The 26428-nt window shown below is 45.0% G+C and carries 29 protein-coding genes and 10 pseudogenes; 13 read left to right on the forward strand and 26 right to left on the reverse strand.

The window, feature by feature from the left end; all coding sequences use genetic code 11:
• Positions 1 to 103 precede the first annotated feature (103 nt).
• From DBY86_RS07715 to acpP, 3 genes are all read right to left on the reverse strand, one after another.
• Positions 104 to 1231, reverse strand: a complete 1128-nt coding sequence (locus DBY86_RS07715) for a glycosyltransferase family 4 protein (protein WP_107819545.1) — start codon at positions 1229 to 1231, stop codon at positions 104 to 106.
• A gap of 204 nt (positions 1232 to 1435) precedes the next feature.
• Positions 1436 to 2683: a beta-ketoacyl-ACP synthase II gene (gene fabF, locus DBY86_RS07720; RefSeq protein WP_061386565.1), complete on the reverse strand. Its 1248-nt coding sequence runs from the start codon at positions 2681 to 2683 to the stop codon at positions 1436 to 1438.
• Positions 2684 to 2838: 155 nt separating this feature from the next.
• Positions 2839 to 3075, reverse strand: coding sequence for an acyl carrier protein (gene acpP / locus DBY86_RS07725; protein ID WP_002215574.1), 237 nt, complete (start codon positions 3073 to 3075; stop codon positions 2839 to 2841).
• A 240-nt stretch (positions 3076 to 3315) separates the two neighbouring features.
• On the opposite strand from acpP, the gene DBY86_RS07730 reads away from it, so the two are divergent.
• The 7 genes from DBY86_RS07730 to DBY86_RS07760 all read left to right on the forward strand — a co-directional run bounded on the left by DBY86_RS07730 (position 3316) and on the right by DBY86_RS07760 (position 9521).
• Positions 3316 to 4323, forward strand: coding sequence for a quinone-dependent dihydroorotate dehydrogenase (locus tag DBY86_RS07730; RefSeq protein WP_061386566.1), 1008 nt, complete (start codon positions 3316 to 3318; stop codon positions 4321 to 4323).
• 15 nt (positions 4324 to 4338) lie between these two features.
• Positions 4339 to 4518: a hypothetical protein gene (locus DBY86_RS07735; protein ID WP_061386567.1), complete on the forward strand. Its 180-nt coding sequence runs from the start codon at positions 4339 to 4341 to the stop codon at positions 4516 to 4518.
• A 133-nt stretch (positions 4519 to 4651) separates the two neighbouring features.
• The gene (locus tag DBY86_RS07740) at positions 4652 to 4975 is read left to right on the forward strand and encodes a hypothetical protein (RefSeq protein WP_061386568.1); all 324 of its coding nucleotides are present in this window, start codon (positions 4652 to 4654) and stop codon (positions 4973 to 4975) included.
• An 86-nt stretch (positions 4976 to 5061) separates the two neighbouring features.
• Positions 5062 to 5343 carry a hypothetical protein gene (locus DBY86_RS07745; protein WP_061386569.1) on the forward strand — a complete coding sequence of 94 codons (282 nt, stop codon included), beginning with the start codon at positions 5062 to 5064 and terminating at the stop codon, positions 5341 to 5343.
• Positions 5344 to 5421: 78 nt separating this feature from the next.
• Positions 5422 to 5880, forward strand: a complete 459-nt coding sequence (locus DBY86_RS07750; protein WP_107819546.1) for a DUF2247 family protein — start codon at positions 5422 to 5424, stop codon at positions 5878 to 5880.
• 102 nt (positions 5881 to 5982) lie between these two features.
• Positions 5983 to 8772: a DNA polymerase I gene (gene polA, locus DBY86_RS07755; RefSeq protein ID WP_107819547.1), complete on the forward strand. Its 2790-nt coding sequence runs from the start codon at positions 5983 to 5985 to the stop codon at positions 8770 to 8772.
• A 329-nt stretch (positions 8773 to 9101) separates the two neighbouring features.
• Positions 9102 to 9521, forward strand: coding sequence for a hypothetical protein (locus DBY86_RS07760; protein ID WP_107819548.1), 420 nt, complete (start codon positions 9102 to 9104; stop codon positions 9519 to 9521).
• Between the two features lie 784 nt (positions 9522 to 10305).
• On the opposite strand, the pseudogene DBY86_RS13070 reads toward DBY86_RS07760, so the two are convergent.
• Positions 10306 to 10416 (reverse strand): annotated as a pseudogene (locus tag DBY86_RS13070) (IS5/IS1182 family transposase); the annotation flags it as partial.
• A 216-nt stretch (positions 10417 to 10632) separates the two neighbouring features.
• Between DBY86_RS13070 and DBY86_RS07765 the strand changes: the two are divergent.
• The 3 genes from DBY86_RS07765 (at position 10633) to DBY86_RS07780 (ending at position 14091) form a co-directional block, all read left to right on the forward strand.
• On the forward strand, positions 10633 to 10878 hold the full coding sequence (locus tag DBY86_RS07765; protein ID WP_107819549.1) for a helix-turn-helix domain-containing protein: 246 nt from the start codon (positions 10633 to 10635) through the stop codon (positions 10876 to 10878).
• A 119-nt stretch (positions 10879 to 10997) separates the two neighbouring features.
• Complete coding sequence (uvrD, locus tag DBY86_RS07770) at positions 10998 to 13205, forward strand: DNA helicase II (protein ID WP_107819550.1); 2208 nt, start codon at positions 10998 to 11000, stop codon at positions 13203 to 13205.
• Between the two features lie 352 nt (positions 13206 to 13557).
• Complete coding sequence (locus DBY86_RS07780) at positions 13558 to 14091, forward strand: SMI1/KNR4 family protein (RefSeq protein ID WP_107819551.1); 534 nt, start codon at positions 13558 to 13560, stop codon at positions 14089 to 14091.
• A gap of 230 nt (positions 14092 to 14321) precedes the next feature.
• On the opposite strand, the gene DBY86_RS07785 is transcribed toward DBY86_RS07780, so the two are convergent.
• Together DBY86_RS07785 and imm40 are read right to left on the reverse strand one after the other, a co-directional pair.
• Positions 14322 to 14531: a hypothetical protein gene (locus tag DBY86_RS07785; protein WP_107819552.1), complete on the reverse strand. Its 210-nt coding sequence runs from the start codon at positions 14529 to 14531 to the stop codon at positions 14322 to 14324.
• 320 nt (positions 14532 to 14851) lie between these two features.
• A complete protein-coding gene (imm40, locus tag DBY86_RS07795; RefSeq protein WP_107819554.1) occupies positions 14852 to 15154 on the reverse strand; it encodes an Imm40 family immunity protein in 303 nt (100 codons plus the stop codon).
• A gap of 117 nt (positions 15155 to 15271) precedes the next feature.
• Here imm40 and DBY86_RS14140 point away from each other — a divergent pair.
• Positions 15272 to 15388: pseudogene (locus DBY86_RS14140) on the forward strand (IS1595 family transposase); the annotation flags it as partial.
• Positions 15389 to 15390: 2 nt separating this feature from the next.
• Positions 15391 to 15507: pseudogene (locus tag DBY86_RS14145) on the forward strand (IS1595 family transposase); the annotation flags it as partial.
• Positions 15508 to 15545: 38 nt separating this feature from the next.
• Here DBY86_RS14145 and DBY86_RS07805 read toward each other — a convergent pair.
• The 20 genes and pseudogenes from DBY86_RS07805 to pyrH form a co-directional block, all read right to left on the reverse strand.
• Positions 15546 to 15920, reverse strand: a complete 375-nt coding sequence (locus tag DBY86_RS07805; RefSeq protein ID WP_107819555.1) for an SMI1/KNR4 family protein — start codon at positions 15918 to 15920, stop codon at positions 15546 to 15548.
• The gene (locus tag DBY86_RS13975) at positions 15917 to 16045 is read right to left on the reverse strand and encodes a hypothetical protein (protein ID WP_107819556.1); all 129 of its coding nucleotides are present in this window, start codon (positions 16043 to 16045) and stop codon (positions 15917 to 15919) included. Before DBY86_RS13975 ends, DBY86_RS07805 begins: the two co-directional genes overlap by 4 nt.
• Before the next feature lie 47 nt (positions 16046 to 16092).
• Positions 16093 to 16449 carry a DMP12 family DNA mimic protein gene (locus DBY86_RS07815; protein WP_107819557.1) on the reverse strand — a complete coding sequence of 119 codons (357 nt, stop codon included), beginning with the start codon at positions 16447 to 16449 and terminating at the stop codon, positions 16093 to 16095.
• Positions 16446 to 16514: pseudogene (locus tag DBY86_RS14150) on the reverse strand (MafB protein); the annotation flags it as partial. The gene DBY86_RS07815 and the pseudogene DBY86_RS14150, both read right to left, overlap by 4 nt.
• Positions 16515 to 16599: 85 nt before the next feature.
• Positions 16600 to 16942 (reverse strand): annotated as a pseudogene (locus DBY86_RS07820) (hypothetical protein).
• A gap of 305 nt (positions 16943 to 17247) precedes the next feature.
• Positions 17248 to 17592, reverse strand: a complete 345-nt coding sequence (locus DBY86_RS07825) for a hypothetical protein (RefSeq protein ID WP_107819558.1) — start codon at positions 17590 to 17592, stop codon at positions 17248 to 17250.
• A gap of 37 nt (positions 17593 to 17629) precedes the next feature.
• Positions 17630 to 17953 carry a hypothetical protein gene (locus tag DBY86_RS07830; protein ID WP_002224708.1) on the reverse strand — a complete coding sequence of 108 codons (324 nt, stop codon included), beginning with the start codon at positions 17951 to 17953 and terminating at the stop codon, positions 17630 to 17632.
• Positions 17954 to 17955: 2 nt separating this feature from the next.
• The gene (locus DBY86_RS13075) at positions 17956 to 18240 is read right to left on the reverse strand and encodes a hypothetical protein (RefSeq protein WP_228372610.1); all 285 of its coding nucleotides are present in this window, start codon (positions 18238 to 18240) and stop codon (positions 17956 to 17958) included.
• Positions 18214 to 18558: pseudogene (locus DBY86_RS13080) on the reverse strand (MafB family polymorphic toxin); the annotation flags it as partial. The pseudogene DBY86_RS13080 and the gene DBY86_RS13075, both read right to left, overlap by 27 nt.
• Before the next feature lie 339 nt (positions 18559 to 18897).
• Positions 18898 to 19308 (reverse strand): hypothetical protein, encoded by a 411-nt coding sequence (locus tag DBY86_RS07840; RefSeq protein ID WP_002224186.1) that lies wholly within the window; start codon positions 19306 to 19308, stop codon positions 18898 to 18900.
• 3 nt (positions 19309 to 19311) lie between these two features.
• Positions 19312 to 20244 (reverse strand): annotated as a pseudogene (locus DBY86_RS07845) (MafB family polymorphic toxin); the annotation flags it as partial.
• 92 nt (positions 20245 to 20336) lie between these two features.
• Positions 20337 to 20549, reverse strand: coding sequence for a hypothetical protein (locus DBY86_RS07850; protein WP_107819561.1), 213 nt, complete (start codon positions 20547 to 20549; stop codon positions 20337 to 20339).
• Positions 20550 to 20625: 76 nt separating this feature from the next.
• Positions 20626 to 20985 (reverse strand): immunity 8 family protein, encoded by a 360-nt coding sequence (locus tag DBY86_RS07855; protein WP_002218298.1) that lies wholly within the window; start codon positions 20983 to 20985, stop codon positions 20626 to 20628.
• Between the two features lie 4 nt (positions 20986 to 20989).
• Positions 20990 to 21367: a hypothetical protein gene (locus DBY86_RS13705; RefSeq protein ID WP_228476424.1), complete on the reverse strand. Its 378-nt coding sequence runs from the start codon at positions 21365 to 21367 to the stop codon at positions 20990 to 20992.
• Positions 21365 to 21715: pseudogene (locus tag DBY86_RS13710) on the reverse strand (MafB family polymorphic toxin); the annotation flags it as partial. The pseudogene DBY86_RS13710 and the gene DBY86_RS13705, both read right to left, overlap by 3 nt.
• Before the next feature lie 96 nt (positions 21716 to 21811).
• The gene (locus tag DBY86_RS07865; protein WP_002218307.1) at positions 21812 to 22183 is read right to left on the reverse strand and encodes an SMI1/KNR4 family protein; all 372 of its coding nucleotides are present in this window, start codon (positions 22181 to 22183) and stop codon (positions 21812 to 21814) included.
• A complete protein-coding gene (gene mafB, locus DBY86_RS07870) occupies positions 22180 to 23745 on the reverse strand; it encodes a polymorphic toxin MafB class 3 (RefSeq protein WP_107819563.1) in 1566 nt (521 codons plus the stop codon). Before mafB ends, DBY86_RS07865 begins: the two co-directional genes overlap by 4 nt.
• 39 nt (positions 23746 to 23784) lie before the next feature.
• Positions 23785 to 24747, reverse strand: a complete 963-nt coding sequence (gene mafA, locus DBY86_RS07875) for an adhesin MafA (RefSeq protein WP_107819564.1) — start codon at positions 24745 to 24747, stop codon at positions 23785 to 23787.
• Between the two features lie 306 nt (positions 24748 to 25053).
• A pseudogene (locus DBY86_RS07880) lies at positions 25054 to 25212 on the reverse strand (IS5/IS1182 family transposase); the annotation flags it as partial.
• 232 nt (positions 25213 to 25444) lie between these two features.
• On the reverse strand, positions 25445 to 26164 hold the full coding sequence (gene pyrH / locus DBY86_RS07885) for a UMP kinase (protein ID WP_107819565.1): 720 nt from the start codon (positions 26162 to 26164) through the stop codon (positions 25445 to 25447).
• Positions 26165 to 26258: 94 nt separating this feature from the next.
• Here pyrH and DBY86_RS13085 point away from each other — a divergent pair.
• Positions 26259 to 26366 (forward strand): annotated as a pseudogene (locus DBY86_RS13085) (IS5/IS1182 family transposase); the annotation flags it as partial.
• Positions 26367 to 26428: the final 62 nt, after the last annotated feature.

The raw sequence follows: 26428 nt of genomic DNA on the forward strand, positions 1-26428 counted from the left end.
CGTTAAGTTTCCAGATTCCCGCTTTCGCGGGAATAACGGGGGTTTCGCGGGAATGGCGGGGGTTTATCAGAAATGACCGAAACTCAAAAGCCGGCAGCCTTGTTTACGCCTTCAAAATATCGAGCAATTTCAAATCGACTTTTTCGGCATCGAATTTATCTTTGGCAATCGCATAACTTGCATTCCCCATCAGGCGGACGGCTTCCCTGTTTTCGATAAAATAAATCATTTTTTCGGCCAAGATGCGGGGATTCCAAGGTTCGATCAGGAAGCCGTTGACCTTGTCGGCGACCGTTTCCCTGCATCCGGGGACATCCGTCGTAATCACTGCCCTGCCGACGGCCATTGCCTCCTGAGTGCTTCGGGGAACGCCTTCCCTATAATAAGACGGCAATACGAATATATGATGTTCTTTTATCACTTCGGAAACATTGTTTACAAAACCGGGGAAACGGATAATATCGCGGGCGGCAAGCCGTTCCAAATCGCCCCCCCCGCGTGATTTGTCGATTGCGCCCAAAGCGGTAAAAACCGTATCGGGGTATTTGTCCTTAACCTGTTCCGCCGCCCGAATAAAATCATCAATCCCTTTTTCTTTCAGAAATCTGTCGATAAAGAGAAATTTTACGGGTTCTTTTTCATCGGGAATATCCGCCTCGGAATAAGGATATTGCCGCGAATCCAGACCGATTCCGCCCAAAATATGGATGTTTTTTATTTTGATGCCGTATTTGTCCGTCAGTTCGTCTTTGTCGTCGGGGTTTAATACAATCAGGCTTTCCAACATCGGCAGGGCAATGCGGTACAAGGCAATCAAAATCCCCTTTATGATTTTTGTTTTTAACGGTATGCCTTCCGGCTGCGGGGTAAATGCGAATCCCAAACCTTCCAGCATCCCGACGATTCTGGGCACGCCTGCCAGTTTTGCGGCAAAAGTGCCGAAAATCACGGGTTTTGCGAAATAAGGGAAAACCAAATCCGGCGATATTTTTTTGAGTTCTTTAAATATGAGGAAGGTGGATTTTATATCGGAAAACGGGTTCAGCCCGCTGCGGTTTGACCGGTAGGTAACGGGTGTAACCCCCATTTCCCTGATAATATCCAAATCGTTATCGGAAAACTCCGATACAAAGGCATACACCTGATGGTTTTTGCCGATTAATTTTTTAATGACGGGGGCGCGGAAACCGTAAATGCTGGATGCGACTGTGGTGATAAAGACGATTTTCATAAGGCGGATACCTTGAATATAGGATTGGAAATGCGGTCTGCTACGGCAGGGTTTCATCCTGCAATCCGGCAAGGCTTGGGTTTGCCTGCGTATTATAAGGCTGCCTTGTGTGCCGCGAAGTGCCGGTAACGGGCGGGGTGTTTTGAAAATGCCGTCTGAAACGGTTTCAGACGGCATTTCGATGTCGGCGGCAGCTTTGCGGAATCAGCCTTTGAAGCGTTTGAACACCAGCGTGCCGTTGGTGCCGCCGAAGCCGAAGGAGTTGGAGATGGCAACGTCGATTTCCGCGTCGCGTGCTTCGTTGGCGCAGTAGTCCAAATCGCAACCGGCTTCAACGTCTTGTTCAAAAATGTTGATGGTCGGCGGGATTTTGCCGTCATGTATCGCCAAAATGCTGTACACCGCCTCCACGCCGCCCGCCGCGCCGAGCAGGTGGCCGGTCATCGATTTGGTCGAGCTGACGACGGTTTTGTAGGCGTGTTCGCCGAACGCGCGTTTGAGGGCTTTGGTTTCGTTGGCATCGCCCAAGGGGGTGGACGTGCCGTGTGCGTTGACGTAATCTACGTCTTCGGGATTCAGTCCGGCATCTTTCAGCGCGCGGATAACGGCAAGGGCGGGGCCTTCTTCGTTCGGCGCGGTAATGTGGTAGGCATCGGAACTCATGCCGAAGCCGACGATTTCGGCGTAGATTTTCGCGCCGCGTTTTTTGGCGTGTTCCAATTCTTCTAACACCAATACGCCCGCGCCTTCGCCGATGACGAAGCCGTCGCGGCCTTTGTCCCACGGGCGGGAAGCGGCGGCGGGGTCGTCGTTGCGGGTGGAGAGGGCTTTCATCGCCGCGAAGCCGCCCACGCCCAAAGTGCTGATTGCGCCTTCGGCACCGCCTGCAATCATCACGTCAGCGTCGCCGTATTTAATCAGTCGGGCGGAGTCGCCGATGGCGTGCGCGCCGGTGGTACAGGCGGAAACCATCCCATAGCTGGGGCCGCGGTAGCCTTTGAGGATGGTAACATGTCCGGAAATCAGGTTGATCAGCGAACCGGGGATAAAGAAAGGGTTGATTTTGCGCGCGCCGCCTTCGATTACGGCTTTGCCGGTGGCCTCGATGCTGGGCAGTCCGCCGATGCCGGAACCGATGTTCACGCCGACGCGGTCTGTATCGAGGTTTTCCACATCGTCCAAGCCCGAATCGGCAATTGCCTGCAATGCGGCGGCAATGCCGTAGTGGATAAATACGTCCATGCGGCGTGCTTCTTTCGCGCTGATGTATTGTCCGATGTCGAAACCGCGCACTTCGCCGGCGACACGGCTGTTGATGTCGGATGCGTCAAAGCGGGTAATCGCGCCGATGCCGCTTTTGCCGGCGAGCAGGTTGTCCCAAGCCTCGGCGACAGTGTTGCCGACAGGGGAAACCTGACCTAAGCCTGTAATGACTACTCTTCTCTGACTCATGATAACCTCGCTGTTGGTTGTCGGAATGGGGGCATATGCGGCTGTCGTGCAGATGCCGTCTGAAATTTGCGGCAGGGGTTCAAACAGTTTGCCATATAAGGGAAAAGCCTCTATTGCGCGGTGCAGCAGAGGCTGTTGTGTCGGGCGACGACCGGTTAGCCGTTGTGGGCATTGATGTAGTCGATAGCCAGTTGGACGGTGGTGATTTTTTCGGCATCTTCGTCGGGGATTTCGCAACCGAATGCTTCTTCCAAAGCCATAACCAGCTCCACGGTGTCCAAAGAATCTGCGCCCAAGTCGTCTTGGAAGGAAGATTCGTTTTTCACGTCGGCTTCGTTTACGCCCAGTTGTTCAGCAACAATTTTCTTAACTTGTTGTTCGATGTTTGACATGTCAGTCGTTCCTTTATGCCTTGCGGCAGGTTGTTTAAGGGAAATAAATCGGTGGTATTGTACCGACTTTTAATAGAGTTTTCTATCTAATGCCTATTATATCAATATTTGCCGATTTGTACATTTTTGGGTGCGGCGGGTTTGGCGGGTTTTGCCGTTCAAGTTTGACCTGTGTGCCGTATGTTTGGCGGGATTTCGGTTAAAATGACGGCATTTCCATCTGAAGCAGAAAGCCCTGTCATGTATCCACTTGCCCGCCGCATCCTGTTTGCACTCGATGCCGAAAAAGCCCACCACTTCACGCTCGACGCGCTCAACACGGTTTATAAATTGGGTCTGATTCCCGTAACCGACAACCGTACCAAACCTGTAAAACTGATGGGCATGGATTTGCCCAACCCTGTCGGACTTGCCGCCGGACTCGATAAAAACGGCGAATACATAGACGCATTGGGCGCACTCGGTTTCGGCTTCCTCGAAATCGGCACGGTAACGCCCAAACCGCAGCCGGGCAACCCGCAGCCGCGTCTCTTTCGCGTTCCCGAACACCAAGGCATCATTAACCGCATGGGTTTCAACAACCACGGCATCGACGCGATGATACGCAACATCGAAAAAAGTAAATTCAGTGGCGTATTGGGCATCAACATCGGCAAAAACGCGGTTACGCCCATCGAAAACGCCGCCGACGATTATTTAATCTGCCTCGAAAAAGCCTACGCGCACGCAAACTACATCACCGTCAACATTTCCTCGCCCAACACCAAAAACCTCCGCGCGCTGCAAGGTGGCGGCGAATTGGGCGCGTTGCTTGAGGCTTTGAAAAACAAACAGGCACAGCTTGCCTCTGTACATGGGAAATACGTTCCGCTCGCCGTCAAAATCGCCCCCGATTTGGATGAAGCACAAATCGAAGATATCGCCCACGTTGTCAAATCCGTCGAAATGGACGGCATCATCGCTACCAACACCACCATCGACAAATCAAGTCTCGGCAGTCATCCGCTCGCAGGCGAACAAGGCGGTTTGAGCGGGCTGCCCGTTCATGAAAAAAGTAATCGGGTGTTGAAGCTGTTGGCAGACCACATCGACGGCAAGCTGCCGATTATCGGCGTAGGCGGCATTATGGAAGGCAGGGACGCGGCAGAGAAAATCCGTTTGGGCGCAACTGCCGTCCAAGTGTACAGCGGATTGATATACAAAGGTCCGGCATTGGTCAAAGAATGTTTGAAGGCGTTGGCGCGATGACGCGTCCCGCCCAAAATGCCGTCTGAACGCACGTTTTGCCGTTCAGACGGCATTTTTATTTCCTTTTCCTGCCTGTCGTCCCTTGAAAATCCCAAACGCGCCGCCCTGTTTGAAACAAAGCAAACGCCCGCCGCGAACCGGACAATCTTGATACGCAGCCAAAGCAAGCCCGGCGGCAAGTTGTTAAACATATAATTAATATAAAAAATAATTTTATACTGTGGCGGACGGCTTGGGGAAACGCAAAATATTAACGGCATTGAAATTCATGATGTGGAAAATAAGGATACGGCGGATAATCAAGAGGTTTTATGTTTAAGGATTCGATATGTTTAAGGACGAACTAAATGAATTTATCCGATTGATATCCGATCCGGAAAGTGAATTGGATGAATGGTATTTGAGCGATTTTAAAGATGAACATATATGGAAAATGCAAAGTTACGAAGCATTTTCATGTTTGCGTGAAGCAGCCCCCTATTTGTTTGCTTATCCCCGATACGGGTATGAACTGTTGGAGATAATTTCCGCTTTAAAAGAAACATCTGATACGACAGAATTATTTTATGAGCCGGGTATCGTGCCTTTGCTGATTGATTTATATAAAGAAGATAGTTATCTGATAAATATGGTCAAACGGATATTCAAATGATGAAAAGGGCGCGGGCGTTTGCTTGGCGGAAGGCAGGTAATCCAATTTGAAGGACGCGGAAGCCGATACGTTAAAAAGGATGAAAAATGGAAAACGGGCAACGGAATAAACGGTTTCCCTTGGAAAAAAGAATTTTTTATCTGGAGCATTCGGGGCGGTATCTGATGATTTGCGCCTTATCGGATTATTCCCAAAACAAACATACTGTCGTTATGGCAAATTTCATCTATCCGGATGAAAAAACGGATTGGCGGAATTTGGATGATTTATTCAATGAGTTGGTTTTAGAGGAATTGCAGGCTTCATTTATGGATTGGTATCCGACTGTTGAAGAGGCAATCAGCCGTCATTTGGAAGACTTTTCGTAACAGGCATAATCGAAAGGGGCGGAATGACGGGGCGGGCAAACCGACGCGTGAACACGGAGCAGGCAACCGGAGTAAAAAATGAACCTTGATTTAACCGCGCAAAAAGTCCGCCTTTCTTGGAAGGATATTCTGTGGGGATATGAGAGTAAATACTTGGGTTGGGCTGATGTAGTAGCTTATGCCCGAAAAATGACGCTTTCAGATCATGATGAACGCGTGTTCAAGCTATCTTTAATCAACAAATCCAATATTCTTGAATTAAAACCTGTTCTGGAAGATTTGGCTTCGGAAATGAGTGGCTATTCCCCTAAAAATTGGCTGTACGTCCTCTTAAGCGATGTATTCCATAGAACAGAAGAATTTGAGGATCCTTTGGGGGAAGTTGAAAAAATTTATGCAGATTTTGATTACCCGGAAGAAATGGAATCATTTGTCAGATATATGCCGCCTAAAGACGGTTATATTCCTTCTGCCCACAGCTATGAAGAAAATATTGCCCGGCTGTATCTCAATTGGGCAAAATATTTGGGCAGATAAGGCAGGCTAGATTCAAATGCCGTCTGAAATGGGCTTTCAGACGGCATTTTGATTATCCCTTATAATTAGGTCATTTTTATTTTCTCATCAGCAGATACTATCATGGCAACCATTCACACCCTTCTCCTCGTTGACGGCTCTTCTTATCTCTACCGCGCTTATCACGCGATGGCGCAATTGTCCGCGCCTGACGGTGCGCCGACGGGGGCGATGTATGGTGTGTTGAATATGTTGCGCCGGCTGCGTGCGGATTATGTGCACGATTATTGCGCGGTGGTGTTTGATGCGAAAGGTAAGAATTTCCGCCACGAGATGTTCCCCGACTATAAGGCGACGCGCCCGCCGATGCCGGACGATTTGCGCCCGCAGGCGGAAGCCTTGCCGGATTTGGTGCGCCTGATGGGCTGGCCGGTGTTGGTTATTCCGCAGGTGGAAGCGGACGACGTTATCGGCACGTTGGCGGCGATGGCCAGTGAAGCAGGGTGGAACGTGGTGGTGTCCACCGGCGATAAGGACATGGCTCAGTTGGTGAACGAGCGCGTGACGCTGGTGAATACGATGAGCGGTGAAACGCTGGACATTGAAGGCGTGAAAGAAAAATTCGGCGTGCGCCCCGACCAAATCCGCGATTATCTCGCGCTGATGGGTGACAAGGTGGACAATGTGCCGGGCGTGGAGAAGTGCGGCCCGAAAACGGCGGTGAAATGGCTGGAAGCCTACGGCTCGCTGGCCGGTGTGATGGAACACGCTGGCGAAGTCAAGGGTAAGGTCGGCGAAAACCTGCAAGCCGCTTTGGAACAACTGCCGCTGTCGTATGACTTGGTAACAATTAAAACTGATGTGGATTTGCACGCCGAGCTTTCAGACGGCCTCGAAAGCCTGCGCCGCACTACGCCTAAATGGGCGCAACTGGTTGTCGATTTCAAACGCTGGGGTTTCCGCACTTGGTTGAAAGAGGCGGAAAGCCGTATGCACGAAGCGGCGGACGGCGATTTGTTCGGCAGTGATACGATAGGCGAACAGGCGGCGTTGGACATGGAAACGTCGTCTGAAAAAATCATAGAACATGCCCCAGCCCCCGAAAAGCTGGATTATCAAGCCGTTACCACCGAAGTACAGTTTGCCGCCTTGTTGGACAAACTGTCGCAGGCGGACAAAATCGGCATCGACACGGAAACCACGTCCCTAGACGCGATGAACGCCGCGCTGGTCGGCATCAGCATCGCGTTCCAAGCAGGGGAGGCGGTTTACATCCCCATAGGACACAGCCTGACCGCCGCGCCCGAACAGCTTGATTTGCAAGACGTATTAGGCCGTCTGAAACCGCATTTGGAAAATCCCGCCCTGAAAAAAATCGGGCAAAACCTCAAATACGACCAACACGTTTTCGCTAACTACGGCATCGCCCTGAACGGCATTGCCGGCGACGCGATGCTCGCTTCCTACATCATCGAGAGCCATCTCGGACACGGTTTGGACGAATTGTCCGAACGCTGGCTCGGCTTGGAAACCATTACCTACGAATCGCTGTGCGGCAAAGGCGCGAAGCAAATCGGTTTTGCCGATGTCGCCATCGGGCAGGCGACCGAATACGCCGCCAAAGACGCCGATTTCGCCCTGCGCCTCGAAGCGCACCTGCGCGCGCAAATGGACGAGAAACAGCTTGAAATGTATGAAAAAATGGAGCTGCCCGTCGCGCAGGTATTGTTTGAAATGGAACGCAACGGCGTACAAATCGACCGCGCCGAACTCGCCCGCCAAAGTGCCGAACTCGGCGCCGAGTTGATGAAGCTCGAACAAGAAGCCTATGCCGCCGCAGGCCAGCCGTTCAACCTCAACTCGCCCAAACAGCTCCAAGAAATCCTGTTTGACAAAATGGGCATCCCCACCAAAGGTCTGAAAAAAACCGCCAAAGGCGGTATTTCCACCAACGAAGCCGTGCTCGAACAGCTCGCGCCCGACTACCCCCTGCCCAAAATCATCCTGCAAAACCGCAGCCTGGCGAAACTCAAATCCACCTACACCGACAAATTGCCCGAAATGATTTCCCCCAAAGACGGCCGCGTGCATACTACTTACGCCCAAGCCGTCGCCATTACCGGCCGCCTCGCCAGCAACAACCCCAACCTGCAAAACATCCCCATCCGCACCGCCGAAGGCAGAAAAGTCCGCCGCGCCTTCACCGCACCGCAAGGCAGCGTCATCGTTTCCGCCGACTACTCCCAAATCGAGCTGCGCATCATGGCGCACCTCTCCGGCGACAAAACCCTCATCGCCGCGTTCCAAAACGGCGAAGACGTACACCGCCGCACCGCCGCCGAAGTATTCGGCATCACCCCCGAAAGCGTCTCGCCCGAACAACGCCGCTACGCCAAAACCATCAACTTCGGCCTGATTTACGGCATGGGCCAATACGGCCTTGCCAAATCGCTGGGCATAGACAACATCTCCGCCAAAAACTTTATCGACCGCTACTTCGCCCGCTATCCCAGCGTCGCCGAATACATGCAGCGCACCAAAGAACAAGCCGCCGCGCAAGGCTTTGTCGAAACCCTGTTCGGCCGCCGCCTCTACCTGCCCGACATCCGCAACAAAAACGCCAACGCCCGCGCCGGAGCCGAACGCGCCGCCATCAACGCCCCCATGCAAGGCACCGCCTCCGACCTCATCAAACGCGCCATGATAGACGTGCGAAACTGGCTTTCAGACGGCATCGGCAGCAAACTGGTCATGCAGGTGCATGACGAACTGGTGCTGGAAGTCGGTGAAACCGAACTGGATTTTGTCAAAGAAAAACTGCCGCAGATTATGGCGAAAGTGGACGGCGGATTATTGGATGTACCGCTGGTGGCTGAGGTTGGCGTAGGGGAGAATTGGGAAGAGGCGCATTGAGAATGCACAAGTATTGAACTGTTACGTTTTGATTTATCAAAATTTAAGGAAGTAAAATACTTGATTCAAATGATTGGAAATCAATAGTATTAAATATTGTTTGCGGTATTGTTACAGTTATTATTGTAGGTATATTTACCGGTTTATGGAAAAAATCCAGATATAAATGTCAAGAATGGGTATCTGGAAATTCTGATCGGATACCTGTTCAAGATACGTCGTTTTATCCTAATGATATAAAAGCCCAGAGGAGCTATGAAGTAAAAAAATTTATTGGCGAAGTGTCTTTTTATACACTTACTTATTTGATTATTTTGGAATTTTCTCCTATGCCGATTTTATTCAACGACCCTTTTGGTACAAATCGGCTTTATTTGAGTCAAACCAAATATATTGGAATGTATTTTCCTGAAATCTCAATGACTGGCGGATACGCTAATATTTTTGTATGGTTTATTACGCTTACCTTATATGTTCCAATTTTTGGGATGTCTAAGTTAATGACAAAATGTTTATGGTATCCGTTGATAAACATATTTTGGGACGATAACGAAAATTTGGATAAGGTTGGATTTCTCATTTCTATTGCTTTGAAATCATTATTTATATCAGCTTGTGTGCAGTGGTTATGTTTTGATACGGAATTTTTGCAGGCATTGGAAAATGTCTTAATTTTAACTGTTTTTCCAATTGTTTTTGCGCTATCACAAAATCGGTACCGGCAAGCCGCAGCCTGGATGCCTATTTAGTTGCACGCGACGGTTGAAACCCAAAACCCGACCCATGCCGTCTGAAGCCCGATAATCCGGGTTTCAGACGGCATCGGGTTACGGCTGCGTTTTCAGATGGTGCGGATTTGCCGGTCTGAAATGCCGGATACGCATTTTGCCATCATTTGAAGATATTTTAATTGGTTGTGTTTTAGTAATCTGTCGATTTCAATTATCTGCAAAGGGAAAAGACAATTATTTTTCGGTTGGGAAGAAAGTTATCATATTGAATATATTGAAGATAATTATATCTATAAACACTATTAAAATATGGTCTGTTAATTTTTCGGACTAAAACAACTTTATCCGCCCCAGCCTGTTTCGCGGCACTATTTTGAAACGCAGCCGTTTGTTCCGGCGGTGTTTGAACAATCGGTACGATTCCGGCTATTGCAAGGCGGTTATTCCTAAGTTCGGGCGGCAAACCGCCCTATCGGATACAAAATATTTTCCTCGCCGTTGCGGGATTGAAACCCATCCGGATACCGCCTTGTTTTCAGGATTTGCGGGGAAAAAAGTAATGCGCCCCTTTGGCTGGGTGCAATATATAAGGCTTCCCCACGTCCGGCCGCGTGCCAACCGTCGTCAGGCGGTCTTTAACCTGCTTAACGGTATCCCCTCATCAGGCTGTAACCGTTGGCTTTCATGCAGTAGAAAACCAGCTTGGCGGCTTTCTGTTTTTCCAAACGGTTTGCATCGACATCCTTGCGGCAGTAGCCCAATTGGTCGAGTGCCTCTTGCTTGGAGACCCCGTCCTTATGCCAATATATAGTGGATTAAATTTAAACCAGTACGGCGTTGCCTCGCCTTGCCGTACTATCTGTACTGTCTGCGGCTTCGTCGCCTTGTCCTGATTTAAATTTAATCCACTATATATAAGGTGTGGCGCAGGCAGCCAAGAGGGCTGCCGATACCGACATCAAAGCAATACAGTTCACTCTCGTTTTTTACCTTTCTGAATAAAATTTAAAAAATTTTGATGTGCTGCATTTGAAATATTATTTCATTTTACAAATTTATTCAACTATAGTTTTATTTTAACAAGCTATAGTTTATTGTTTGAATATTGGGATTTTTCCATACTCCCTGCATGGAAAAACCGACCACCCCAAACCCCTACCGCCTTATCTTCGCCCAAAATATGAGGCAGGTCAGGCGTTTGAAAGAGCTTTCTCAAGAAGAGTTGGCTTTCAGTGCGCGCGTAAGCAAAACCTATATCAGCGAAATAGAACGCGGCAGCCGTGCGGTTTCCATTGATGTGATGGGTCAGATTGCCGATGCGTTGGGTATGCCTTTGGAAGAACTGGTTAGAAAAGACCTGCTGCAACTCAGATAATGTCGGCGACCCGCCCTATGCCGCCGTCGGCCGCCATCGTACAGTTTCTGTTTTGTTTTCAAACGTCATCCTTCCGTTTCTATTAAAATAGCGCATTCCACTTTTCAGACGGCATCCCTATGTTTCCCGACCAATCAGCCCCCAACCTCCTGCAAGGCTTAAACCCCGAACAACTCTCCGCCGTAACCTGGCCGCCGCAATCCGCCCTCGTTTTGGCAGGCGCGGGCAGCGGCAAAACGCGCGTACTGACCACGCGCATCGCATGGCTTTTGCAAAGTGGGCAAGCCAGCGTACACAGCATTATGGCGGTAACGTTTACCAACAAAGCCGCCAAAGAAATGCAAACCCGTTTGGGCGCGATGATTCCCGTCAACGTCCGCGCCATGTGGCTCGGCACGTTCCACGGCTTGTGCCACCGCTTTTTGCGCCTGCACCACCGCGACGCCGGCCTGCCCTCTTCCTTTCAAATCCTCGACAGCGGCGACCAGCTTTCCCTCATCAAACGCCTGCTCAAAAGCCTCAACATCGCCGAAGAAATCATCGCGCCGCGTTCATTGCAAGGCTTTATCAACGCGCAAAAAGAATCCGGTTTGCGCGCTTCCGTGTTGAGCGCGCCCGATCCGCACACGCGCCGCATGATTGAGTGCTACGCCGAATACGACAAAATCTGCCAACGCGAAGGCGTGGTCGATTTTGCCGAACTCATGCTCCGCAGCTACGAAATGCTGCAAAACAACGAGATCCTGCGCCGGCACTACCAAAACCGCTTCAACCACATTCTGGTCGACGAGTTCCAAGACACCAACAAACTGCAATACGCGTGGCTCAAACTCATGGCGGGCGGTAACACGGCAGTGTTTGCCGTCGGCGACGACGACCAAAGTATTTATCGCTTCCGTGGCGCGAACGTCGGCAATATGACTGCGCTGATGGAAGAGTTCCACATCGACGCACCCGTCAAACTCGAACAAAACTACCGCTCCGTCGGCAACATCCTCTCCGCCGCCAACGCCGTTATCGAAAACAACGACGAACGCCTCGGCAAAAACCTGCGCACCGACGCCGAAGCAGGCGACAAAATCCGCTACTACTCCGCCTTTACCGACCTCGAAGAAGCCCAATTCATCGTTGACGAAATCAAAGCCCTCGAACGCGAAGGCTGGGATTTGGACGAAATCGCCGTCCTTTACCGCAGCAACGCCCAATCCCGCATCATCGAACAAAGCCTGTTCCGCAGCGGCATCCCCTACAAAATCTACGGCGGCCTGCGCTTTTACGAACGCCAAGAAATCAAACACGCGCTCGCCTACCTGCGCCTTGCCGTCAACCCCGACGACGACAACGCCCTCTTGCGCGTCATCAACTTCCCGCCGCGCGGCATCGGCGCACGCACCATCGAAAACCTTCAGACGGCCTCAAACGAACAAGGCATCACCCTCTGGCAGGCAGCCTGCAACGCCGGCGCAAAAGCCGCCAAAGTCGCCGCCTTCGTCCGCCTCATCGAAGCCCTGCGCAACCAAGTCGGACAAATGCCCCTGTCCGAAATCATCGTCGGCATCCTCAAAGACAGCGGCCTGACCGAACACTACCGCACCCAAAAAGGCGACAACCAAGACCGTCTCGACAACCTCGACGAACTCGTCAACGCCGCCATCGAGTTCAAACCCGAAGACAGCAACTTCGAAATCCTGCCCGACAACATTTCAGACGACCCCGCCTTCCCCATCCTCGCCTTCCTCAGCAACGCCGCCCTCGAATCCGGCGAAAACCAAGCAGGCGCAGGCGAAAAAGCCGTCCAACTGATGACCGTCCACGCCGCCAAAGGCTTGGAATTTAACGCCGTCTTCCTCACCGGTATGGAAGAGGGGCGTTTCCCCAGCGAAATGAGCCTCGCCGAACGCGGCGGCCTCGAAGAAGAACGCCGCCTCATGTACGTCGCCATCACCCGCGCCCGCAAACGCCTCTACATCACCATGGCACAGCAACGCATGCTGCACGGACAAACTCAATTCGGCATCGTCTCCCGCTTCGTTGAAGAAATCCCGCCCGAAGTATTGCACTACCTGTCCGTCAAAAAAACCGCCTACGACAGCTACGGCAGCCCGTGCCAAACCACCGTACAACGGGACAAAATCATCGACGACTACAAACAGCCGCAAACCTACGCAGGCTTCCGCATCGGCCAAAATGTCCGCCACGCCAAATTCGGCACCGGCGTCATCATCGATGCCGTGGACAAAGGCGAATCCGCCCGACTAACCATCAACTTCGGCAAACAAGGCGTGAAAGAGCTGGATACCAAGTTTGCGAAATTGGAAGCGATATAAATTTGAAATGCAGGCCGGATATTCGTATCCGACAAAAACATTTGACGCGTCTATTGTTTCCGAAACACCGCTGTTGGAAATGTCGGATTCAAGAATCTGACCTACGGCAAAAAAACGTAGTAAGGACAAGACAAAAGGCCGTCTGAAAACGGGAAGGGTAATTTTGCCGCAACCGCCGCCGCCATTCCCGCGCAGGCGGGAATCCAGACCTTTCGGCACGGAAACTTATCGGATAAAAGGTTTCTTTAGATTCCACGTCCTAGATTCCCGCCTGCACAGGAATGACGGACGGTAAAAGCCGGGTATGAATACCTACCCTCTGTTATCACTGAAATCAATAAGGAAGAACATTATGTCCCAAGTTTTTAAAGATTTTGATTTGTCCTCTGTGTGGGAAACTAATAGTTGGGCAGATGAAAACTACAAAGAAGCCCCGTTTACCCCTGAAATTTTGGCTGCCGTAGAAAGTGAGCTAGGCTATAAATTGCCGCAAAGTTTTATTGCATTGATGGCAGTACAAAACGGCGGAATATTTGTCAAAAACTGCTTTCCGACCACGCAGAGAAATTCGTGGGCAGGCAATCATGTGCAAATTTGCGAGGTATCAGGAATCGGTTTTGAAAAAGAAGGAAGCCTGTGCGGCGAAACAGGGCAAAAACTTTGGCTGGAAGAATGGGAGTATCCGCCCATCGGCGTGTATTTTGCCAACGACCCGTCAGGCGGTCATGCCCTGTTTGCCTTGGACTACCGAGAGTGTGGAAAAGACGGCGAGCCGAAAGTGGTGTTTGTCGAACAAGAATCGGATTTTGAAATCGTCGAACTCGCCCCCGATTTTGAAACCTTTATCCGCAGCTTGCGGCATGAAGATGAGTTTTCAGATGAGTAAATACAAGATTAAAAAAGAGGAGGCCGTCTGAAAACGGGAACGACGAACGGTAAGAGCCGGGTATGAATACCCGGCTGCCTGTTATAACTGAAATCAGGCACGGATATTGCGGACGGAATGTGGAAACCACGGCAGAGTTTTTAGGTCATATCCTGATTAAGGATACCAAGTCTGAAAATGGTTTCATTGCTGCTATACCAATGCGGAATTTACCATCAACAAAATGCTGCTTAGAGTTTATTCAAAGTATCATATAATTCTTTAAGTTGCTTATCTAAAAGCAATACTTCGTCTTTTTCAATACCATGAATTATCTCGAAATCTCTATGATCTACACATACCTCTGAATAAATTTCCCCCATAATTGCTTGAATAATATATAATTCATTTCTATTAAAATTAACGGCAACTTGATTTTTATTAAAACTAATTAATTTCATAAGATTTCCTATTATTTTAATTTATTCCCAACGTAAGCTTGACCTTTCGAAATAATTACCTTCAATTTTATCTGTAAAAGACAATGTAATGGTATTTCCATTTTCGGCAAAGATTATTTCATATGGATCTACATTGTAAAAAATGGTTTTTTCATTTTGCAAAATATCCAGAATGATGATTATTATTTGGCAATGGATTACCTTCATCATCTTGTCGTTGCGGATATTTTCCTTGCACTCCATCAGTTCTTCATACTCTTTGGGTTCTTATCACTTCTCCATTGGGACGAATATCTATTTTCACGCCATTAGATCCTTTGTTAGATAAATTTCAAAACAAAAGACACGTATGCATTCTCTAATTTTATTTGAGATAAATAATGCATTGCTTTGTCGATACTGTTAAATAAATTACTTCCCTCGCAATACCAATTATCATATGTTTGATAAAAATAATTATCTTTCTTGATATAAATATCTCCCCCCAATACAAGTATTCTCTCATTGATAAATAAATTTAATATATCTATTGCAGTGGGGACGGGTAATGCGGCTTCTTTAATTCCAATTCCTATCAAAGATTCCCCTTGTCTCGAATAAATTTCAAGAATTTCATTTAACATGTTAATCTCTATCTACTATTTTTCAGGAAGTTGCCAGTTAGGGACAAATAATCTATGATTAATTTTGGGGCTGTCCTAGATAACTAGGGAAATTCAAATTAAGTGAGAATTATCCCTATGAGAAAAAGTTGTCTAAGCCAGTATAAACAAAATAAACTCATTGGGCTATTTGTCGCAGGTGTAACTGCAAAAACAGCAGCAGAGTTAGTAGGCGTTAATAAAAATACCGCAGCCTAATTCCCAAAGAGCATTTTGAGCTGTATTTAAAGGAGTACGAATGGCGTTTTAACAACAGTGAGATAAAAGTTCAAATTTCCATTTTAAAACAATTAGTAAAATCGAGTTTATCCTAGTTATCCAGGATGGTCCCATCTCTTTTATAGATAGCTGCTTACCAAGTATCCTTAATTGTTAATTCAAGCCACTCTTCAAAACTATTAAAAAATTCATGGTTTTCTATATTATCTAAATTAATGACAATAACCCTAGGATTTCCTGTTACATCATTACCATCAAAATAAGCTTCCCATTCTCCATTACTAGCGAATGGGATAAGATTTAAATCAGGCAGGATAGAATTTCTAAATATATAAGCTACTTCTGCCCCTTCTGTTCCATAATTCTCAAACCACCAGTGAAAATTATGTGGCTGAATATAAGGTATTAAAGATGTATCGTTAGAGATACGAACATACTTTTCAGGATAACAAAACCCTTCAGGAAGCATATTACTAGGATATAAATTAAATTCATTTTGAATAATCATTTCGTTACTTTAGTATCATAAATACTACCATTAGGAAACTGGGTAGACCAATTTGGTAGTGCTAGTTCATTTTCACTTTGTTTTTTAATTCTAAATTGAATAGCTTCTCCCCATGTTTGCGGCATCTAATGCTGCTTGCTCTGCATCAATATTACTAAAAATTAGATTAGTTTCAAAAATGGAAAATTACTGTTTTTTCATTTTTTATAGCATATTCAAGTACATGAATAATATTTTTCACTAAGGACTCTGTAGAAAAATCTGAATTTTGTAATTTTTCTTTTACAGCCAAAATACTTTCCTTATCTATTAGCCAATCCCCCTCACTTGGTCCAAATAACCAATTATCGGTAATTTCAGAAACAAGCCTCCATAATCCACGATTTTGATATTCAATAATTTGATTTTCCGTAATTTCTACAACTGTTTCAGATTGAATGTTTTTGTAAGTCCAATCAATCATTTCAGTATATTCACTAATTAAAACATTGTCTTTTAAACAGAAAATTAACAGGTTGTGTTCATTCATTTGTCTAAGTTCTTGATATGAGTTTGTTGTTGTAAATAATCTTTTGCTTGCTTACCTTGTAAATTAAAGGATTAACCTCACTTTGGATGATGCCGCGAATATCATCCATACGGTTAGCCCACCAATTTTTATTGGTTTATTGGTGTATCGTTAATCATTTATTTCAAAAAAGTTATTTATTATCATATTATCAGGGAGCAGGTCGTTAAAAAAAACCCCTCAAATTCCATTAAATTAGTATTTATCCAGCACATAAACGAACCAAAGCGTTCTTTCCCTGAGTGTAAATATTTAAAATTAAACTCAAAATAAGTTTTTTTGCTTAGAAAATTTAATGGTTTTTCTATAGTGAAAAAAAGCCCTTACTCGTTTTAGTTCGAGATACTATTTTAAATAAATTTTTATTTTCAATAAAATAAGAATATTCATTTACTAAGTTGTTATGATGAAAAAGTAATTTTATTAAAATGTTTTCATAATTTTCTAGGTTCATTTCTAGCTCAATTTAAAATGATTTCATTGTTGCCGTACCAATGCGAAATTTACCATCAACAAAATTTCCCTTCACTGATACAGGTACCCCATCGCAGAGATGTGGGTCAGATATTTGTATCCGACAAAAATATTTGACGCGTCTATCGTTTCCGAAAAAACGCTGTTGGAAAATGTCGGATTCGAGAATCCGACCTACGGCTCTAAATAAAATCTTACGATAAGTTTTTGTCTAATTTCATCAAATTCTGCCGTAATTAATCTTATATTGATATGAATACACGGTTCATACCTGCTATTAACCAGTCAGGTGTAGTTGGATGGGGGTTCATTTTTAATAATATCTTCAAGCAAGTGAAATGTAAGAAAAGCGTAGATACTTGAAGGCCGGCTATCTGATTGGCAAAAAGAAATTTCGGAGATAAAGAATTTCCGTTTATATTTCTCATAAATTAAATCAACACTTTGTTTTACATAAAAACTAACTTCCTCAGGAAGGATATTTATAACATTCTCTCCTTTTGCTTTTATAGTTAATGGTTTGATTTTTATATTTTCATGAATATCTGATAGGATTATTTCTAAAAAATTATTTTTATTTCCAGTCATTCTGGCTATTTTATGTATATTTCCATTGTGTTCGATTATCATTTTATTTTTTCCAAGGATTTCCTTCTATATTGATAGTTTATCTAAAGATTTCATTTAAAATATCCTGACTAATTTCTTGTTTATATAATTCTACAATTTTCTGTTTCTGTGTATTTGTATAAAATTTTTCGTTGGTATCTGCTTGATATTTTAATTGTCTCAATATTTCCATGATTTCATATTCTGATTTTTCATCATATTCTTCAATCATGTAATCAACAAATTGTTTTAGAATATCAAAGGCTTCGTAACTTTCCAAAATTTTAATATGTTTATCGGCAAAATTGGACATATACCATTCGTCAGTGATTGGATTAGTATTTAAATCATCTAAAAAAACATTTACATCATCTAAAAACATGACTAATCCTTAAACTTAAAATCTGTTTTTTCACCGGTTCTTGTGTTTTCAATGTAATGTATCTCAATTTTGTTTACGTTTTGAACACGCTTAACCCAACCGTCTTTTGCTAACCAACCATTTTTAGTATCGGACATAGGAGGTATTCTCGCAGGAGTCTTGCCCTGTGGGTTTGCCTTAACTTCTTCCATTGCTAATTGTTCCTTTAAATTATTAGGTATTGTACGACCGGTTGATTTTTCAACAGATTGTGTCCCTATTTTTAATGATTTGTTTCCCCCGGCCATCTCCCCATCTAAAGTCTGCATATGGCGGGCAGCAGGTTTTTTATAGCCGGTATTTTTAACCCAATCCCATTTAGTCGGGTTAAGTTCTACTTTTTTACCGCGCCAAACCGTACCTGCGGCCTCTGCTACGGCAAGGGCAGTTTGGGCTGTTGCAGTTATATTCGGATGGGCATCAGCCCATTGTCTGGCGGAATTGATGCCGTCTTTTACCGCAAAAGCACTGTCCTGTAATGGGCTCGCGACAGCAAGCTGTGCTTCCGGACTTAATTTTCCTGAATTATTAATACCTTGTAGAGTTTGCTGCGCAGAGATGTAGGTCGGATACTTGTATCCGACAAAAATATTTGACGCGTCTATCGTTTCCGAAATGCCGCTGTTGAAAAATGTCGGATTCGAGAATCCGACCTACGGTTGCTGAACAATGTTTTGTAGAACTTGCTCAAAATCCATGTTTCGCCATTTTCCTTTATATATACCTAATGCGGCACGGGTTACGATTTCGTTTAAGTCATAAATAGCCATTTACGTCCTCTGCTAATTTTCAGCGAGTAGATTGGGTTACCAAACCCAACAAAAAAGCAGCCTGAAAAATTTCAGGATGCTTGTTTTATGTTTTTTATCAATGAATTAGGTTTTAATCCAGCCTGCGCTTGCTAGTTAAACAGTATTTACATAAAAATCTTGCACTGAACAAACAAGCGTATCATGTTCATCATGAAATGATGGGCATAACGTTAATCTACAAATGTTTACATTTAAAGATATTTTTTCAGTTTCAATATTTTTAATTTGTAAGGTTAATACATGAGGATATTTGTGATATAGCTGATTTTTTAATTGTTCGTTGTCTAATATAGCAAAAGGTAATTTTGCACACAAATAACCAATAACTTTGTTTTTATGAAAAAAAACTATCCAATTTTCAATTCCTTCATCCCAATCAAAAGTAAAATCCGTTCCTTCTATGATAAATTTAGCACAAGATATTAAATCTAACTTAACCCAAGTGGATTTATACAGACTCAATGCTGATGAAGTTATAATATTATCTAAATTATAAATTTTCATAAATCAACGTTCCTTACCTGGTGTTCCATGCACAGGTCTAATCCCATCTTTATTCGGCTTTCTACGATAAATGTTAATTATATGTGTCGGTTTTCCGTCTGTATAGCCAACTACGTCGTTCGTTGGAACTTTTGCCTTATTTTGACTATCCCATAAATTATGTTTATCTGCATATCTAGCAGCATCTAATGTAGCTTTTTCCGCATCAACATCTGATTTAAATAAACTTTTGCTATCTATCTTGTCTAGACTAGATGCATCAGGTTTGTGTCGTACCATACTGAGAGGGTCAGTAATATATTTGCCATCTGTAATAGCTGATCCACCATTATAGGTAGTATGCGTATAATTTTTTTGTGGAACGAGACTATTTTGCAAAGATTGTTGTGTAGAAACGCCAGCTTTGCCATTAGGAGTAGCTTGCTTCGCTGGCTTATTCCCACCTGCCATCTCCCCATCTACAGTCTGCATATGGCGGGCAGCAGGTTTTTTATAGCCGGTATTTTTAACCCAATCCCATTTAGTCGGGTTAAGTTCTACTTTTTTACCTCTCCAAACCGTACCTGCGGCCTCTGCTACGGCAAGGGCAGTTTGGGCTGTTGCAGTTATATTCGGATGGGCATCAGCCCATTGTCTGGCGGAATTGATGCCGTCTTTTACTGCAAAAGCACTGTCCTGTAATAGGCTCGCGGCAGCAAGTTGTGCTTCCGGACTTAAATTTCCTAAATCATTAATACCTTGTAGAGTCTGCTGAGCGGCTGTATCTGTGACCGGGCTTACCGCACTGTCTGTAATTGCCCCAATCCCTACTCCTTGAAAACCCATTAAAAAAGGATTAACCGCACCTTGGACGATGCCGCGAATATCATCCATACGGTTGGCCCACCAATTTTTATTGGGGTTGTTTTCCCATATCAGTTTTCCTGTTTCATCAGCACAATTAGGGTTAGCATTGATGCCCACCCAGTTCCAGCCTGAAAAGGATTTTTAATATACGGCAAAAGGTGGGCAACAAGTGCCCACCTTACCTAGCTAACATTTATCCCAAGTATCATATATTTTTTTAAGTTCTTTATCCAAAAGAAGAACTTTATTTTTTCAACACCATGAATTATCTCAAAATCTCTACAATCCACGCATACGCCTGAATAAATTTCTCCTACAATTGCTTGAATAATATACAACTCATCTTTATCGAGACTAATTTTAACTAAACTCCCTTCAAAATCAATTAATTTCATGAATAATTCCTTTTATTTTAATTTGTCATCAAAATACTGTTTACCTGTTTTTGGTCTAAATGCTGTCCCACCATCTTTAGTCTTGGATATTTAGATTATAATCGTCAAATTCCCAGTCAAAATATTTTGCCAAATTTGATATAGACTTATCTTCAGACGTTGAATTACATATTTCCAATATATCATTTATCAATTTTAATATGTGTTCAATATTAAAACGGTTTGTAACAATTGAGTTTTTTAATGACATCGGTCTATGTATATTTGAAAGTAACCATTCAGTGCTATATATATAAACATAAAAATAATCAGCACCATTACTTTCATCAAAACCTATTGATAATGTCAAAAGTATACAAAAATTTTCTAACTTGTCTTGTGGGAAATCTTCCAAATCAAAGTCAGAACAATCATAATTTTTTAATTTTAATCTCATATAATTACCTAATATTTAAATGTCCATTTTTAATTTTATTCCTTTTTCCATTTGAATCAATAGTATAAGTTTCAAAATTTGCTTGAATACCTGTAGTTGCAAATTGTGAATTTTTTTCTGTTGGTGGCCGATATTGTCGAGTGCCATCTATACTTAACCATCCGCCTCCACTAGTTTGTCTTGCACCCTCACCAACCCAAATTTTACCTAGCCTATCTGCCTCTTCATAAGTTGCAGTTCCTATTGGAAAATTTTTTTCACTCTTATGAAGAGCTAGACTCAATCTTGGATCTTGAGCCGCAATGTTTTTTAAGTTTTGCCCAGTTAATTGATTAACTAATTGAGGATAAGTTGCAGCATTGGCTTTTCCTCCAGACGTTATAGATTTAGGCGGTTTATTCCCACCGGCCATTTCCCCATCTAAAGTCTGCATAGGTCGGGCAGCAGGTGTTTTATAGCCGGTATTTTTAACCCAATCCCATTTAGTCGGGTTAAGTTCTACTTTTTTACCGCGCCAAACCGTACCTGCGGCCTCTGCTACGGAAAGGGCAGTTTGGGCTGTTGCAGTTATATTCGGATGGGCATCAGCCCATTGTCTGGCGGAATTGATGCCGTCTTTTACCGCAAAAGCACTGTCCTGTAATGGGCTCGCGACAGCAAGCTGTGCTTCCGGACTTAATTTTCCTGAATTATTAATACCTTGTAGAGTTTGCTGCGCAGAGATGTAGGTCGGATACTTGTATCCGACAAAAATATTTGACGCGTCTATCGTTTCCGAAATGCCGCTGTTGGAAAATGTCGGATTCGAGAATCCGACCTACGGCTGCTACCAACCATCATTTTCAGCTTCTTTTAGCCAAGTATCAAAATTTTCAAAAGTCTCGTAATATTTTGTATTATCTAAATTAACTACTATAATTTTAGGATTACCTGATTTATCTGAAATATCAAAACAGGCAGCCCACTCTTGGTTTCTAGCAAAAGGTAATAGGTTTGGAATGCCAGTTATTTCAAAATAAATGTCAATTACTTCTGATATATTGCTTTCTGCATTTTCAAACCACCAAGGAAAAGAATATTGTTCATCGTAGTTAATGGCATGAGTGGATTGAGCTAATTTTAAATAACTTTGCGGATATTTAAATCCTTTAGGAAGCATTGCTTCAGGATACGGAACAAAACTATTTTGTTTTATCATTTCCTAAGTACCTTTACATCATAAATACTTCCGTTAGGAAATCTTTTGCTCCACCCTTCTGGAACTCCTTTTTGTGTTTCTTGCTTTCTAATTCGTAGCTGGATAGCTTCTCCCCAAGTTTGAGGCTCAATACCATCATGCTTAAACCTGATTCTCTCTTTTGATGATAATCGGTCATTAAAATTATGAACATTCGCTTCCACTTTTACCCCTGCTTCACGTGCTGCCATAATACGCGTGTTATCCATACTAGTAGGTGCTCCATCAGGCATATTAACAACATCAACCCTGTCGCCAACCCATGATTTTTTTTCGTTCATTGCAGCTACAAGAGAATCATAGTTGTAATTTGCACCACGCTTCTGATAGCTAACTGTAGCTTGTGAAAAAGATGTACGAGTAGGATCTATGATTTGTCTGCCTACCGGCAAGACATAATCTCCTGAAGAAGGTTTAATAGGCTTGTTCTTGCCAGCTATTTGCCCATCTAAAGTCTTTCGGGTAACAGTTGTTTCATAGCCGGTATTTTTAACCCAATCCCATTTGGTCGGGTTAAGTTTTACTTTTTTACCTCTCCAAACCGTACCTGCGGCCTCTGCTGCGGAAAGGGCAGTTTGGGCAGTAGCTGTTATATTCGGATGGGCATCAGCCCATTGTCTGGCAGAGTTGATACTGTCTTTTACCGCAAAAGCACTGTCTTGTAATGCGGTTGCGGCAGCAAGTTGTGCTTCCGGACTTAAATTTCCTAAATGATTAATACCTTGTAGAGTCTGCTGCGCGGCTGTATCTGTGACCGGGCTTACTGCACTGTCTGTAATTGCCCCAATCCCTACTCCTTGAAAACCCATTAAAAAAGGATTAACCGCACCTTGGACGATGCCGCGAACATCATTCATACGGTTAGCCCACCAATTTTTATTGGGGTCGCTTTCCCATATCAGTTTTCCTGCTTCATCCGCACGGCTGAAAAAACCAGAGGCGGCACCGGCATTTTCTTTTAGCCAACGGTCTGAAAATGGGGCTTGAGGGACAATATTAGTCTTTGTTTTTGTTGAAGTTCCTTTGACATAATAGCTGTATATATCCCTTGCTCCTCCGGGGGGCGGATAATCGCTGCCTTGCGGCCCGTCATATCCATCCTCCGGATGGATTTCCGACCCTGTCCGATGAAGTTGGTAAACGGTAAAACCGCCGTCCACACCGCCGCTGAAATCAGAAGTGCTTTTTGAATCATGATGATCGAACGGACTGTGTACTTCATATCCGTGCCCTGAAAAATGGGTTTCATAGCCGATAACACCTTCAAATCCTGTCCGTTCGTGTGTAATAGGCAGTATGGGGCCGACCGCAGTTGCATCAAATGTTTGGACGGCGTAAACCCGATTTTTAACACTGCCGCGACCATCACCGAACAGATGGTATTTACCACCCGGTTCGTAGTGTTTTGCCTGCATATCATCGCGCAAACGGGCATCCAAACCGTTCGCATGACTAATGGGGATTTGCAGCAACGATATTGCTGCTGCAAACAGCATCATGAATTTTTGAATAGACAATTTCATTTTGTTTTCCTTGGTAGCAAGCGGTTATGGTAGTGTGAATTAAGGTTGCCCTTGTCTATGTTGTCGCACTACTTCATCGCTGTATCCATACCCCTTATGACTGTTATCAGTCTCTACGGATGGGGCAGAGTTACCCGTATGATTGCCGTATGGTTGGATATCGGAGAAATCGACCATTAATCCTTCCGTCGGTTTAATTCCTTTGCTTACTTTATACGGCCCCATCCACAATGCGTAATTTTCTTTATAGGCAGCTTCAAACGCATTGGTTTTGGGTTTGATGAGCAATTTTTTATTGGTTCTGTCTACTGCGAAATATTCCAGTTTTGTTTGGGCTTTCAGTGTTTCGGCATTGTATAGGTGCATTTCGGTTCTGTTGCGGATAGTTCCGAATACGTCGATGTTAATAAACACATCTGTATCGGCATTGGCAGGAGAAACAACGTCTATGCCGCGCAGGAAAAATACGGTCTGCACCAAGTGGGAAAGAAAGGCAGTGTCGCGCGGGTTAGTCGTCAAGGTTTCATTTCGATAATCCCCCATCCCGCCAATATTTAAGCCCAGACTGCTTTTACTTCCGCTACCGTCTGATTGGGTGCGCGAGCGTGCAGGGGCATTAAGTGTAGATAAAGAAGTGGTTAAACCTGTCAAACCGCCTGATGTTGTTTCAGCGGTGGTTTCGTAACGTGGATAGGTGTAATCGGTACGGACGGCAGGGCTGTTTATGTATTCGCCGCGAAGCAGTGCATCAATGGAGTAGCGACCCCCTGTCAAACTGCCTGAACCTTGGTCGCCCATAGTGGCAATGTACAATGCAACTTTTCGTCCGTGTAATGCCTGTAAATCCATGTCTTTAACGGCAGCTCTGGCAGAAGCGGCCACAAGTTCTTGTTCGACCGCAAAGCGTTTACCTCCGCCATGCGATGGAATACCTGTCAGTGTCCCGCAGGCGGATAAAATAAAAACTGAAAAAAGAATAGGTATCAGCAGCCGTGCTTGCATAGATTTTCTCCTTTGATAAAAGATGAATTGTATCAAAATTGTAAACAAATTATAAATTAAATAGAATATTTCTTTACTGGTTTTGTGGTTTGGTTTTCAATAGGTTGCCTGCACATAGCGGGATTTGCAGTTGCAATGACGGCGGCGGATTTTATAGTGGATTAACAAAAATCAGGACAAGGCGACGAAGCCGCAGACAGTACAAATAGTACGGAACCGATTCACTTGGTGCTTGAGCACCTTAGAGAATCGTTCTCTTTGAGCTAAGGCGAGGCAACGCTGTACTGGTTTAAATTTAATCCACTATAGGCTTTTTTCGGTCAGTTGCCGGTTAATCAGTCCCGGCAGTTCGGACAGGGTGTCGCCTTGCGCCAACCGGTTGCGGTAGCGGCATAAGGTGCTGTAATCGGGGATGCTTGGTTTGTCAAAACGGCAAAACAGGTTGAAATCGGTGCGGGTGATGAGTACGGTGTTGCTCCTTATGCTGATTTTGTCCGCCTGCTGCAAGGCGGTTTGTCTAATGAAAGGAAAAATGCCGTCTGAACATTGTTCAGACGGCATTTTCAAATGGAAGGCAATATAGTCGGCATATGAAAAATTGATGTATAAGCAGGATGGGTCTAGGCTTATTAATCTCTATATAGTAAATGGTTGTCTGAAGCCCATATGCGACTATATCTGCCGGCCTTATGGGCAATCAGCAGTGAACCAGCGTGCCTTCGTTTTCACCGGTTACTACACGTTTGAGCGAGCCTTCTTTAGCAATGCCGAAGACGACAATATTGAGCTTGCGTTCGCGGCAGAGCGCAAAGGCAGTCGCGTCCATGACTTTGAGGTTTTTGTTCAAGGCTTCGTCAAAAGTAATGGTTTCGTAGCGCGTGGCGGCCGGGTCTTTTTTCGGGTCTGCGGTGTACACGCCGTCGACGTTGGTGGCTTTGAGCATCACGTCGCAGTTCATTTCCGCACCGCGCAATGCGGCGGCAGTGTCGGTTGTGAAGAACGGATTACCGGTACCGGCGGCGAAAATCACGACTTTGCCTTCTTCCAAATATTGGATGGCTTTAGGGCGGGCGTAGGTTTCAGCGATTTGCTGCATAGACAGTGCGGATTGTACGCGCGCTTTGATGCCCAAGGTTTCAAATGCGTCTTTGAGTGCCAAGGCGTTCATCACGGTTGCCATCATGCCCATGTAGTCGGCGGTGGCACGGTCCATGCTGCCTGCTTGGGCGGATACGCCCCGGAAAATATTGCCGCCGCCCACGACGATGCCGACCTGTACGCCCATTTTAACGACTTCGGCAATTTCGCCGACAGTTTGAACGATGGTGTCGTGATTGATGCCGAACGAATCGGAACCCATCAGGGATTCGCCGGAGAGTTTCAGTAATACGCGTTTGTATTTGATTTGCTGTGTCATGGGATACCTTGCTTTCTTGAATGTCGTCGGTCGGAGTTTGGGCCATCTGAATTTCAAACGGTCGGAATATTAATGATAGGGTGTGTCGTTCTGTTATAGTGGATTAAATTTAAATCAGGACAAGGCGACGAAGCCGCAGACAGTACAAATAGTACGGCAAGGCGAGGCAACGCTGTACTGGTTTAAATTTAATCCACTATATTGTTTTGTTTTCAGACGGCCTTTATATTCGGTCGTCTTAAAATAGGTACCGTAAACGGTTTT

The sequence above is a fragment of the Neisseria bergeri genome, from assembly GCA_003044455.1.
GTDB lineage: Bacteria > Pseudomonadota > Gammaproteobacteria > Burkholderiales > Neisseriaceae > Neisseria > Neisseria bergeri.

Bases quoted from the DNA above. Each gene is read 5' to 3' on its own strand.
- DBY86_RS07715 (WP_107819545.1), bottom strand. From the start codon at position 1,231: ATGAAAATCGTCTTTATCACCACAGTCGCATCCAGCATTTACGGTTTC.
- fabF (WP_061386565.1), bottom strand. From the start codon at position 2,683: ATGAGTCAGAGAAGAGTAGTCATTACAGGCTTAGGTCAGGTTTCCCCT.
- acpP (WP_002215574.1), bottom strand. From the start codon at position 3,075: ATGTCAAACATCGAACAACAAGTTAAGAAAATTGTTGCTGAACAACTG.
- DBY86_RS07730 (WP_061386566.1), top strand. From the start codon at position 3,316: ATGTATCCACTTGCCCGCCGCATCCTGTTTGCACTCGATGCCGAAAAA.
- DBY86_RS07735 (WP_061386567.1), top strand. From the start codon at position 4,339: ATGCCGTCTGAACGCACGTTTTGCCGTTCAGACGGCATTTTTATTTCC.
- DBY86_RS07740 (WP_061386568.1), top strand. From the start codon at position 4,652: ATGTTTAAGGACGAACTAAATGAATTTATCCGATTGATATCCGATCCG.
- DBY86_RS07745 (WP_061386569.1), top strand. From the start codon at position 5,062: ATGGAAAACGGGCAACGGAATAAACGGTTTCCCTTGGAAAAAAGAATT.
- DBY86_RS07750 (WP_107819546.1), top strand. From the start codon at position 5,422: ATGAACCTTGATTTAACCGCGCAAAAAGTCCGCCTTTCTTGGAAGGAT.
- polA (WP_107819547.1), top strand. From the start codon at position 5,983: ATGGCAACCATTCACACCCTTCTCCTCGTTGACGGCTCTTCTTATCTC.
- DBY86_RS07760 (WP_107819548.1), top strand. From the start codon at position 9,102: ATGCCGATTTTATTCAACGACCCTTTTGGTACAAATCGGCTTTATTTG.
- DBY86_RS07765 (WP_107819549.1), top strand. From the start codon at position 10,633: ATGGAAAAACCGACCACCCCAAACCCCTACCGCCTTATCTTCGCCCAA.
- uvrD (WP_107819550.1), top strand. From the start codon at position 10,998: ATGTTTCCCGACCAATCAGCCCCCAACCTCCTGCAAGGCTTAAACCCC.
- DBY86_RS07780 (WP_107819551.1), top strand. From the start codon at position 13,558: ATGTCCCAAGTTTTTAAAGATTTTGATTTGTCCTCTGTGTGGGAAACT.
- DBY86_RS07785 (WP_107819552.1), bottom strand. From the start codon at position 14,531: ATGAAATTAATTAGTTTTAATAAAAATCAAGTTGCCGTTAATTTTAAT.
- imm40 (WP_107819554.1), bottom strand. From the start codon at position 15,154: ATGTTAAATGAAATTCTTGAAATTTATTCGAGACAAGGGGAATCTTTG.
- DBY86_RS07805 (WP_107819555.1), bottom strand. From the start codon at position 15,920: ATGATTATTCAAAATGAATTTAATTTATATCCTAGTAATATGCTTCCT.
- DBY86_RS13975 (WP_107819556.1), bottom strand. From the start codon at position 16,045: ATGCCGCAAACATGGGGAGAAGCTATTCAATTTAGAATTAAAAAACAA.
- DBY86_RS07815 (WP_107819557.1), bottom strand. From the start codon at position 16,449: ATGAATGAACACAACCTGTTAATTTTCTGTTTAAAAGACAATGTTTTA.
- DBY86_RS07825 (WP_107819558.1), bottom strand. From the start codon at position 17,592: ATGATAATCGAACACAATGGAAATATACATAAAATAGCCAGAATGACT.
- DBY86_RS07830 (WP_002224708.1), bottom strand. From the start codon at position 17,953: ATGTTTTTAGATGATGTAAATGTTTTTTTAGATGATTTAAATACTAAT.
- DBY86_RS13075 (WP_228372610.1), bottom strand. From the start codon at position 18,240: ATGGCCGGGGGAAACAAATCATTAAAAATAGGGACACAATCTGTTGAA.
- DBY86_RS07840 (WP_002224186.1), bottom strand. From the start codon at position 19,308: ATGAAAATTTATAATTTAGATAATATTATAACTTCATCAGCATTGAGT.
- DBY86_RS07850 (WP_107819561.1), bottom strand. From the start codon at position 20,549: ATGAAATTAATTGATTTTGAAGGGAGTTTAGTTAAAATTAGTCTCGAT.
- DBY86_RS07855 (WP_002218298.1), bottom strand. From the start codon at position 20,985: ATGAGATTAAAATTAAAAAATTATGATTGTTCTGACTTTGATTTGGAA.
- DBY86_RS07865 (WP_002218307.1), bottom strand. From the start codon at position 22,183: ATGATAAAACAAAATAGTTTTGTTCCGTATCCTGAAGCAATGCTTCCT.
- mafB (WP_107819563.1), bottom strand. From the start codon at position 23,745: ATGAAATTGTCTATTCAAAAATTCATGATGCTGTTTGCAGCAGCAATA.
- mafA (WP_107819564.1), bottom strand. From the start codon at position 24,747: ATGCAAGCACGGCTGCTGATACCTATTCTTTTTTCAGTTTTTATTTTA.
- pyrH (WP_107819565.1), bottom strand. From the start codon at position 26,164: ATGACACAGCAAATCAAATACAAACGCGTATTACTGAAACTCTCCGGC.